General features: G+C 29.5%; 9 protein-coding genes. 8 read left to right on the top strand and 1 reads right to left on the bottom strand.

The annotated features are described in order from the left end of the window. Positions 1 to 318 precede the first annotated feature (318 nt). A complete protein-coding gene (locus HCX49_RS08465) occupies positions 319 to 546 on the bottom strand; it encodes a hypothetical protein (RefSeq protein ID WP_168126800.1) in 228 nt (75 codons plus the stop codon). A 199-nt stretch (positions 547 to 745) separates the two neighbouring features. On the opposite strand from HCX49_RS08465, the gene HCX49_RS08460 reads away from it, so the two are divergent. The 8 genes from HCX49_RS08460 (at position 746) to HCX49_RS08425 (ending at position 11308) form a co-directional block, all read left to right on the top strand. Then, entirely contained in the window at positions 746 to 1036 is a 291-nt protein-coding gene (locus tag HCX49_RS08460; protein ID WP_168126799.1) for an HTH domain-containing protein, read from the top strand. Between the two features lie 154 nt (positions 1037 to 1190). After that, positions 1191 to 2273, top strand: a complete 1083-nt coding sequence (locus HCX49_RS08455) for an erythromycin esterase family protein (RefSeq protein WP_168126798.1) — start codon at positions 1191 to 1193, stop codon at positions 2271 to 2273. Further along, positions 2273 to 3133, top strand: a complete 861-nt coding sequence (locus tag HCX49_RS08450) for an ABC transporter ATP-binding protein (protein ID WP_168126797.1) — start codon at positions 2273 to 2275, stop codon at positions 3131 to 3133. The genes HCX49_RS08455 and HCX49_RS08450 overlap by 1 nt, the downstream gene beginning before the upstream one ends. Next, positions 3130 to 3897 (top strand): ABC transporter permease, encoded by a 768-nt coding sequence (locus tag HCX49_RS25810; protein WP_168126796.1) that lies wholly within the window; start codon positions 3130 to 3132, stop codon positions 3895 to 3897. Before HCX49_RS08450 ends, HCX49_RS25810 begins: the two co-directional genes overlap by 4 nt. Then, positions 3885 to 5066: a lanthionine synthetase LanC family protein gene (locus HCX49_RS08440; RefSeq protein ID WP_168126795.1), complete on the top strand. Its 1182-nt coding sequence runs from the start codon at positions 3885 to 3887 to the stop codon at positions 5064 to 5066. Before HCX49_RS25810 ends, HCX49_RS08440 begins: the two co-directional genes overlap by 13 nt. Next, positions 5039 to 8014 carry a lantibiotic dehydratase gene (locus HCX49_RS08435; protein ID WP_168126794.1) on the top strand — a complete coding sequence of 992 codons (2976 nt, stop codon included), beginning with the start codon at positions 5039 to 5041 and terminating at the stop codon, positions 8012 to 8014. Before HCX49_RS08440 ends, HCX49_RS08435 begins: the two co-directional genes overlap by 28 nt. A gap of 1 nt (position 8015) precedes the next feature. Beyond that, complete coding sequence (locus tag HCX49_RS08430; protein ID WP_168126793.1) at positions 8016 to 9161, top strand: glycosyltransferase family 4 protein; 1146 nt, start codon at positions 8016 to 8018, stop codon at positions 9159 to 9161. Next, positions 9158 to 11308, top strand: a complete 2151-nt coding sequence (locus tag HCX49_RS08425; RefSeq protein WP_168126792.1) for a peptidase domain-containing ABC transporter — start codon at positions 9158 to 9160, stop codon at positions 11306 to 11308. Before HCX49_RS08430 ends, HCX49_RS08425 begins: the two co-directional genes overlap by 4 nt.

Genomic DNA, 11308 nt, shown 5'->3' with positions numbered 1-11308 from the left:
ATCGATTTTCTTTATCATTCAGTCTTTTTTTATAATTTCTTAGCTGCACAATTGTATCAATATGGATTTTGCATATATATTAAAATATTTCTTTTATAATAAATATTTACACCTTTAAATTTTTTTATTAACTATGTTTATTTTATTGTAAAATTATTAGTACGCATGTTTTTAGTGAAAATATTATTCATGTAAATTTGTTGTTAAATATTTATTACTTTTTAAAAGTGACGTTTTAAAAAGGAGGATGTGGAATAAACTTGACATCCTCCTTTTACTGATTGAGTTAATTGCTAAGCAAGGAAACGCTTTTTTTTCCTACAAATAGCCTGTACATAAGTCTGTTGTGAAGCAGTTCCATTCTCCAGAACAGTCAGCTGTACAGCCCCCATTTGTACAATTTAAAGATGTTTCCAAGAAAGAAGGGCAACCATCTGAACAACCTCCTGTCCATGCTGCATTTCCACCTTTGATCTCTTTACTCTGATTCAAATTAAGTTCTGATAACTTGTCAAAACGTAATTTCTTTACATTCATTTTTTTCATGACATTAAATTATATACATATAACATATTAAAATACACTTTAAAGATAGGTAGTTAAAGTCTTTTATATGTGGACTCATATTTATTTCTGTAAAAATTTTTATTTCTCAAATTTACCTTATACCTTAGAGTGAAATATCTTAAATTAAATTGTAATTAATTTTTTGTGAAATATGAGCTTGTATAGTTATATAAGTAGAATGAGTAAAATACATTTTCTGATCAAGAAGAAAAGGACTGGGAACCCCGTAGAATTTGCAAAGAAAATGGATTTGTCTCGTAGTGCTCTTCTGAAAGACTTGTCAGAGATGAAAGAACTAGGTTTTCCGATTGAGTATGACAAATGTCGTCGTACCTATCGATATAACATCGATAAGATTAATTCAGATGAAGATGTAGAAGTTCCGTTTGAAGTTTTAAAGAAAATTTTGGGAGGTAAAGACCGGCAAGAAACACAAGATTTGATACAAAGGATTTTTTATGAGGTTTAGACATCTGTTGTGGATAATGGTTTTCTTTTTTTTAATAGTAGTTACGGTTTTCGGTATCATTACTTGGAGTTTGAATAAGTCTATAGAAAGCAAATCAACCGAGCAAAGGTTTATTGCAGATTCTTTACAAAATTACAAGATCGCATTCAATGATTTGGAAAATTTTAGTTTGATTAAAAACTTAAAGGAAAAAAAATTGGTATTACTTGGTGAGCAGCAACATGGTGATGGTGCTACCCAGGCTCTTAATTCAGAATTAGTCATATTCCTTAAAAAAAATGGCTTTAATGTTCTTTTTTTTGAGAGTAATTTTTATCCGACTTATCGATTAAATGAAAGCTTACGGAATGCTCAAAACATAGATTTCAGCGTGGCCTTAAATCCATTTTGGGCTAAATCAAAAGAAACAAAGGAATTAAGACAGCATATATATCAATCTGCTAAAACATCTGATCCATTTATTGTGCGAGGGATCGATTTTCAGATACCAACTATATTTACGCAGAAAAAGATTTATGAAGATTTGGTTCGTTATTTAAACACTATACCATCATTTGAGCAATATCACTATCGTCATTTTTGGCATTCATTGAAAAATGGTTATGGTCCAGTGCTTTATTTCAATTCAAAATCAAGTAAAATGGATAAGAACAGAGAGGCGTGTTTGCGGGAAATTAAACTACTTATCGATTTAATAAATTCCGATTTCACATCAACCAATGGGGAGCAACAACTTTATATAAGATACCTGCAGAATATTTATGATTTTTACTATGCAAAGATGTTTCTAAAAGGAGATAAATATAATGCTTACCGTGATTCTGTTATGTTTGAAAACACCATTTTTCAAATGGAACAATTTCCGGATGAAAAATTTGTCTTGTGGTCAGCAAACAAGCATATTCTAAATACCAATAAATTTGGTAAGAATCTTGGTTATTACCTTAAAAATAAATTTAAAGACGAAATGTTTACCATCATGACAACCTCTTATGACGGTTATTCAACTAATATTGCTACTAGTAATATTCAGCGAAATAATCCCGCGACTAGTACTACTGTTGAATATTTCTTGAAAAACAATCATCCTGATGCAAGTATTTTCTACACTAATGATGCTTTGAAAAATAAATCAAGTGTAATGCGATTTTTAGGATTTAACAACTTAGAAAATTTTTGGTTCAAAGAATTTGATGCTTTTATTTTCATTCCACACATGACTCCAACACATTATTGATGGGAAATATATATAACATTAGAGACTTGAGTTTTTCTTTTGGGAAAAACAATATATTAAATGACATAAGCTTCCATGTGGAAGAAGGTGATATTGTCGGTCTAATTGGCCAAAATGGTGCTGGAAAGTCAACATTGATCAATATCATGACAGGTGTTTATTCAAATTATTCAGGAAATGTTTTCTTTAAGTCGTATGACAATAAAGAGAATTTATTAGCATTGAAGTCGAATATAGCAGCTGTCTTGGATCGTTCTGCAACATATGGAACGCTAAGCGTAGTCGAGAACATTAATTATTACTGCAAATTGCTAAATGTGCCTATCCAATATGGCCTTGATCTCTTAGATGAGTTTGGTATGACTGAATATACAAAGTTTAAAGTAAGTCAGCTTTCTTCAGGATATCAACAGCGATTGCGTATTGTTATAGCCCTGCTTAATGATCCGTCAGTTTTATTTTTAGATGAACCATGGATTGCTCTTGATCCGATTAATAGTCAATTTTTGACCAGTAAAATTTTATCACTGAATAAACTAAAGGGGTTAACTATAATTATTTCGGGTCATGATCTCAACGAACTGGAAGTGCTCTGTACTAAGTTTTTAATGATCAAAAACGGTTCTTTGATTCTAGCTTTCTCAAAAGAGCAGTCAAACTCATTTTTAATAACTACAATAACAGATCATCCTAAGAACCTTCAATTAGTGAAGAGTGAAGCTTTTTATAGAAAAAAAGAAACCAATGAGATTAAAGTAATAAATATGAATAAGGACTTCTTTATATGTGAAGATATATTAGAAGAAAAAACCTATTCGTTAAAGGAATTGTATTTCGAAATTCAAAATTGTACCACATGATTAATCTGAAAAATATATTGGTCGCCGATTTTTATAAAATAACACGGAACAAGTTGTTATTAGTGAGTTTGTGGTTGCCCTTAGTGTTGGTTTTAGTTATTTTTTTCAATCAAAAAGAAGGTCTTTTGAAAGTAAGTGAAAGCGGCTATGATGTTTGGGTTATTCTTTGTAAAGATTCCATTGTGATGTTGTCATTTTTATTTTCTCTGTACGCGATCGTATTACCATTCGTAATATTTGATTCCGAGCACCGTTACAATGGTTTTAGAAGTCATATCATTCTACCTTTAAAAATCAGAAATTTCTATTTATCTAAACAATTGATACTTTGCATTTTTCTTTTTTTCTGCATTGTAACATCAACTGCACTATTATTGATTATTGGATACACTTTTGGAGCAATCTATGATATTCCCGAATTTATACTTTATAAACCAACATTTATCATATTCTTTGCAATAACCGCAATAGTTGTCAATTTCTTCATTTTAAGTATCCAAATATTAATTAACATCTTTTTTAATAATTTTTTAATTACGGTTTTACCATTTTTGATGCTATTGTTTTTTTCTTTTTTCCTGACAGCGTGGAAATATAGTTATTTAAATGTGTATTGTTATCCATTTCTAATTATGCAAGATGCATATGGAGAAGGAGTCCTCTTTTTAAAATCATACATTTTGGTATCATTCATTGGATTTATAAGTTTATGTGCAGTGATCTATTATCTAGTCCCCAAAATTAAGATGTTATGGATAAAATAATATCAGAATTAAGGAACATTGAAAAGAAATTACGATCTAGAAAGCAGGAATCTGCCTCCCCATTTTTATTTGGTGATATGGGAGGGAGCATACTTTTCTATTTTTATCTTGGTCGTCAGTTAAACCAAATCAAATTTGAAGATTATGGTAGAGGTATGTTAGAGCATTTATTGAAAAAATTAAGACATGTTTCTCTTAATGGTAGTTTATGTAGTGGAATGGCTGGAGTTGCTTGGTTACTAGATATTTGTCTACTCGAGGGTTTCATTGAAGAAGATCCAAATGATATAATTCCGGACATTGATTTTCAATTAGCAGCATGGGTAAATGAACGATTTATCGAAGGTAACTATGACTATTTACATGGAGGGACTGGAACTTATATTTATTTGTTACATCGTTATAGACAAAAAAAGCTGTGTAAATCCATTGTTGAGAAAATGACCGATAATTTGCTTGATGGAAATATTGATATCGACCAACATCTTACATATTTTCCATTTTATGAAGTAGCTAACAATAGAAGTAGACCCGATCAAATTAATTTGGGAATTTCTCATGGAAATGTGTCTATCATACATGCATTAATGTTAGCGAAAGAATCTGGTATTAGAGTCCAGAAAGTGACAGACACTTTAGCCAAATTGTTTAATTTAATTGAATTGATTACAAAACAATCGCACAATCATTTTTACTTTCCTTTTATTATAGAACGAGGCGATTTTTCCGAAAAAAAATCATCGAGAATTGCTTGGTGCTATGGAGATTTAGGAAATTCCATCATTCTATTAAATGCTGCTAAAATAATGAAGAACGATAATATAGAAGAAAGATGCACTGATATTTTAAATAATATCCCTCTAATACCTTTTGATAAACAAGGTATTATGGATAGCGGTCTCTGTCATGGGCTAATTGGAAATAGTCTCATGTATTCACATCTTTTAAATAAGTATTCCGAATCAAAATATAAACAACAAATGGAGTTTTATTTGAATATCTATTTAAAAAAATTTCCTTCTAGCGAAGAGTTTCAAAAAAACTATATATCCGGAATAGGCTATAGAGAAAATTATACACTATTAGAGGGGATTTCAGGGATTGGTTTGGGCTTACTTTCAATATTAAACAACGACATGCAATGGAAAAAAATTCTGCTTCTCGATTAAATATTACATTCGATAAAGTTCTTGTAAAAAGATCGCCACTATTAAAGAAAAATGGGGGGCATCAAGTAAACATCTTACAATTTTTTAATGAAAATGAAATCTTTAAAGAAGCTATTTATTTAGCTTCCAGGGATTTTTATTTTGAAGTTGTTAGGCATTTGGAAAATAACTTGAAACCCACTCAGAAGCTTCTTAACAGTTTGTATAAATACTATATTCGAATGCAGACTCGATGTACACCATTTGGTCTTTTTTCTACAATATCAACTGGTAATCATAGTAGAGAATCTGTAGGGATCCAACGAAATGTTAGATTGGATACAGTCTGTATTTCACAAATTATTAATTATATGAATTCTTTGGATGTTTTGAAGAAACGCGTACTTTTCCATAAGAATAATTCAGTTTATAATTCGTTAGGTGTAATAAAATATATAAATTATTCCAATCCAAATAATAATTATAAAAAATTCTCTCTGCTTTCAGTCAAAAGTAATTCTGTAATCCAAGAAATTATAAGTCAATGTTCGAATGAAGGTCGATCGATCAATTACTTAGTTGATTTTCTTGTCAACTTAGGATATGAGAAAGATGAAGCTATTGACTTTATCCATAATTTAATTCAAGAAGGATTTATCATTTCGGAATTTCAGATTAAATTAACAAGTAAAGAGGAGCAGTTAAATTATATAATTGAATTTTTGAAATCTAAATTTTTAGATAGAGATTTACCTGAGATTATTTCTAAACTCAGTGAAATAAGAGAAATTATTTTAAGAATCGAAAACACGAATAATCAAGGTCATATTAATTACATAGAGCTTTATGAAGATGTAAGGAAATGTCTTATTGAATTAACATTTATAGATGTCCCAAAAAATTTTATACAAATTGATACATATATTCCAGAAAATATTTTGGATTGGGATCAATTAAAGAGTATTCAAAATGTAATTTTTTTTCTTACCACTGTTGGACATAATGTATCTGGTAATTTGTATAATTTCAAAAATAAGTTTTTTGAAAAGTATGGAAATCGAACAATTTCTTTAAGTACAGTTATGGATCCAGACATTGGATTGGAGAGTAAATATCAGCCACTTCGTCCAAGTTTATCAAATATGTTAAATAGAAAGGTGAATACTACTTTAACTTTAAGCGATAAAGATACATTTTGGTTAAAAAAGATTGTTAACGCACTTGCAACACGGTCTGATATAGAGATTTCAGATACCGACTTGAGAAGATTTCCAGATCGAGCAATAAATTTACCAGCCTCTTTTTCCCTAATATTTTCTCATAAAATTGAAAATGGATCTTCTAAATATCTCTTAAAAGGTTTTAATGGTAAATCTGCTGCTAATGTTGTCGGCAGATTTGTACATTGCGATTCAAGTATCGAGAAACTGATAGAAAGAATATGCGATCATGAAGAAGATTATCACAGCGGGAAAAAAGTGGCTGAAGTTGTACATTTTCCAGGAATGGATAGGTTAGGAAATGTGATGTTAAGACAACATAGCCGTCAATTAGAGCTTCCCTATGTAGCTGTTGGAAATAGTGACATTAGTAATTTAAAATTTGATGACCTCTTTTTAAGATTCAGAAATGATGAAATTGAACTGTTATCTGCTCAACATAAAAAAGCACTCATACCTTATCATTCGTGCGCACATAATTATAATTTTGACAGCTTACCTGTTTATAAACTTTTATGCGATTTAAATAATCAGGGAAATACTTTTAACTTTGATTTTGGAAGTAATACTCAATTTTTTAAATATTTACCACGTGTTACTTATAAAGATATTATTCTAAGTCCCAGGAGCTGGAAGATAGATTTGGGTGAGATTGCTGATGATAAATTAATCGATGTTCTGAAAAGTGAGAATGTTCCCAACAAATTTATTATTTCCGAAGGTGATAATGAGCTTTTTATAGATTTAGAAAATAATAGTTTATTCGCCCTCTTAAAAGAGTTTCATAGTAAATCAAAATCTATCACCATCAAGGAATATTTTTTTGATGGTGATGAATCTGATATCAATGAATATGTGGCTACAGGATATAATAAAAATCTAAAGGATCCCAAACCCGTATCAAATAAGAAAAAAAACAATATTCAAAAAGACCAAATTCCCGGTGGTGATTGGTTATATTTTAAGATTTACCTAAATAGCGATCTTGCTAATATGGTTTTAAAAAAACACATATACCCAACATTAAGTAGAATTGCTAAAATTGTAGATGTGAAGAAATGTTTTTTTATTCGTTATTCTGATCCTAATTTTCATTTACGGTTACGAATACTGTCTAACGATAACAATTTGGTTCAATCTGAATTTTCCAAAATGTTCAGTTATTTGATTAATAAAGAAATCATATCGACTTTATCGATTGATACTTATGAACGGGAACTTGAGCGATATGGTTATGAAAATATGGAAGAAACCGAATCCTTATTTCATTTACATAGCAACTTTATTATAAAGATTTTAAGCACACCACACGAAGAGCAAGAGCTGTATCTAATCTGTATAACCTTTATACAGGACCTCCTTGATCTATTTAATTTTACACTCACTGAAAAGCTGCAATTCTCAAACATGTTTCGTGACAGTTTTCAAAGAGAACTTGAATTCCATAAAACAGGAAAAATATTCTTAGATAGATTGTATAAAGAATATATCAGGCCGAATATCATTGATATCGGAAAAGTACTTTCGAATAAGACGATTTCTTACTTGTCGGGTATTCGTAAAGGAACAAGAATATCTTTTATAGAACAAAATCTGAAGAAAGATAATTTATCAAAACAGGAGTATTGTAGTTCTATCATTCATATGTTCGTCAATAGAATATTCGAGACAAATAATAGAACACATGAGTTTATAATTTATTATCTGTATTCAAAATTTATCAAGGATTATAAATATTTGGTAAGATAGTATGAAAAGATTATTTCTGGTGAATTCCTCTGCCGTATCGAGATTATATGGCATAGGAAGTTATGTTAGTATTATTTTTCAATTGTTTAAAAAGGACAAAATTTTTAAACTTATTTTTGTTGACTTTATTCGATCAGAGAAGGAGGAATATATTGAAGTGAGTCAAATTTCAGGTGCTGAGGTCTTCTGCTGTCATTTCAATAATAGAAATTTATATAATTTACCTCATCATGATCTTTATAATTCTTTAAATGAAGAATATCATATAACAAAAAATGATGTTTTTCACTTTAATACCCCAAATCATTATCACCTAGCAGACATTATAAAAACAAAACATAATGTGCACTTGGTTTATACGATGCATTTTGATTCTTTTCAATTAGGTGAAGAACAAGAATTAACAGTACAACGAGAAACGTTATTACTTAAAATTTGTAATCGTATAATTTGTCTTTCAGAGCCCATACTTCAGCGCTGTTCAGACCACTTTAAATTAGAAACCTGTAATTTGTCATTATTAAAAACTGGTGTTTTTCTAAAAAGAAGATATTCTTCAGATAAAAAAAATGGTATAAGAAGTAGTTTCAATATTTTAGAAGGAGATTTTGTGATTTTGTTCAATAGTAGGATTCATGTCCAAAAGGGTATTTATGAATTATTGAAAGTTTTACCTATGTTATTGACAGAATTTCCAAATTTGAAATTAATTGTAGTGGGTGATGGCGAATTATCTTCAGCTCTTCAGTTATCATTAAAATGTTTAGGTAGTATTATTTTTACAGGATATATCCCTAGGGAAAATAAAATCATCATCGATAAATTGTATCAAATAGCCGACCTTTTTGTATTGCCATCCAACAATGAGCAGCTTAGTATTTCCTTCTTAGAGGCAGCAAGCTATGCTTTACCTATATTAGTTGCTGATATACCATCATTTGCATCATTCCCGGAAAACAGTGTATTTAAAGTGCCGTTGGACACTCATGGTAAAGTGAAAATAGAAACATTAAAAAAACGATTAACTGAGATTATAAAAGACAAGCCAACTAGAGATATCTACTCACATAATATTTTACACTTTATTAAAAAGCGGTATAGTGCAAAGAAATTCCACAAAGAATTACTAAACATTTATGTAAAATGAGAAACTATAGATTGATTAAACAGATCAATGAAATGGGATGTGGAAGAGCATGTTTAAAAATGATATGTTTGGCATTCGGAGTTGATAAATCTGTACAAGTAGACGAATCATTAGAATTATCAGAAGAAGGAAATTCTCTTTATGATCTTTCAGTAGCAAGTGACAAGCTTAATCTTGTATCAAAAGTAGTGAAATTGTCTATTGAGGAGCTACTTGAAGTGAATCACCCTTGTATTTTACATTGGAGTAATAATCATTTTGTTGTTCTCTATAAAATAAATAAAAGAAAAGCTGTTATAGCTGATCCTGCTCATCAGATAGAAACATTTAATTTAACAGATTTTTCTAAATATTGGCTCGATAAAGATCAAAGAGGATATGTTATTTTATTTCTCCCAAATAATAAATTTTTTGAAGAAATATCAGAAAAAACGGACAACCACATATTTCGAAATATCCTAGGGTATCTTAAAAATTTTAAATTTTTATTTTTTCAGCTTTTTATTGGGTTTGTGGTCGGAAGTGTAATACAATTAATATTCCCTTTTTTAATGCAAAATATTGTTGACAAGGGCATTTTACTGAGTGACATTTCCTTTATCAAGATAATCCTATTTAGTCAGTTAGCATTAATATTAGGAAAGGTTTCAATTGAGTTTATTCGATCTTGGATTCTAATGCACATAAGTATCCGAGTTAATATATTTATTCTCAATGATTTTTTTGCTAAGGTGTTCAAACTGCCTGTAAAATATTTTGAAACTAGAACTAAAGGAGATTTTTTGCAAAGACTAGATGATCAAAAAAGAATAGAATCTTTCTTTACAAATCAAGTAATTGGAATTATTTTTTCACTACTTAATCTTGTTATATACAGTATTTTGGTTCTGTATTATAATCAAGATATTTTTTTGGTTTTTTTAGGATTCACGGTTGTATATACACTATGGACATTATCTTTTCTACCTAAAAGAAAAAAGTTGGATACTTTAAGATTTCAATCTGGTTCAGAAATTCAATCTAATACTCTACAACTTATTGAGGGGCTTAAGGATATAAAGTTATATAATATTGAAAGAAAAAAAAGATGGGAATGGGAGGATTTAAGAGCAAATCTATTTCTTTTTAATATTAAAAATCTTAATTTAAATCAATGGCAGCAAGGCGGGGCTACTTTTATCAATGAATCTAAGAATATTATAATAACTTTTCTTTGCGCAAAACTAGTTATTGAAGGTACTATTAGTTTAGGTGTTTTATTGTCGATTCAATATATTCTAGGGCAGTTAAATAATCCTATTCAACAATTTATTTCATTTATACAAGCTTATCAAGATGCTAAACTAAGTATACAAAGGCTTAATGAAATGTATGATGTTCCAGATGAGGTGGATAATAATAAAAGATATGACCAGGGCTATAAGGATTTTAAAGAAATTAAATTTGAAAATGTTTCTTATAAAGTCGGAGGTAAAATAATTTTAGACAATGTTTCTTTTCGGGCTAAGCGTAATACAGTTACAGCGATTGTTGGAGAAAGTGGAGGAGGTAAAACCTCTATACTTAAATTGCTTTTAAATCATATTCAGCCGACTTTTGGGGAGATTAATATTGGCAATTCTGATTTGAAACAAATAAATATTGTTGATTGGAGAAAAAATTTAAGTGCAACAATGCAGGATAGCTATCTGTTTTCACAATCAATATTAGACAATATTTGTCTGACTGAAGAAGCTATTGACTATAAGAGATTTTACGAGGCATTGAAATTAGCAAAGCTAGATGAATTTGTCGCTTCACTTCCTAATAAAGAGGGGACAATTTTGGAAAATAATGGAACTAATGTAAGTCAAGGTCAGAAACAACGGATTTTAATAGCGAGAGCTATTTATAAAAATACACATATTATCATTTTTGATGAAGCAACAAATGCTCTAGATACCAATACAGAGTTTTTTATGTTAGAAAATTTAAAAACACTATTTCAAAATAAAACAGTATTCATTGTTGCACATCGTTTGAACACAATTAGAAATGCAGATAATATTATTGTTATAAAGAATGGGACTCTTGTAGAGCAAGGAAACCATCATGATTTAATTGCAAGTAAAAGAGATTATTATCAACTCGTGGAAAATCAATTATAA

Source organism: Sphingobacterium sp. B16(2022) (genome assembly GCF_012030425.1).
GTDB classification, from domain to species: Bacteria; Bacteroidota; Bacteroidia; order Sphingobacteriales; family Sphingobacteriaceae; genus Sphingobacterium; species Sphingobacterium anhuiense.
Note: the sequence above shows the minus strand (reverse complement) of the source record. Positions and strands in the feature narration are given on the sequence as shown.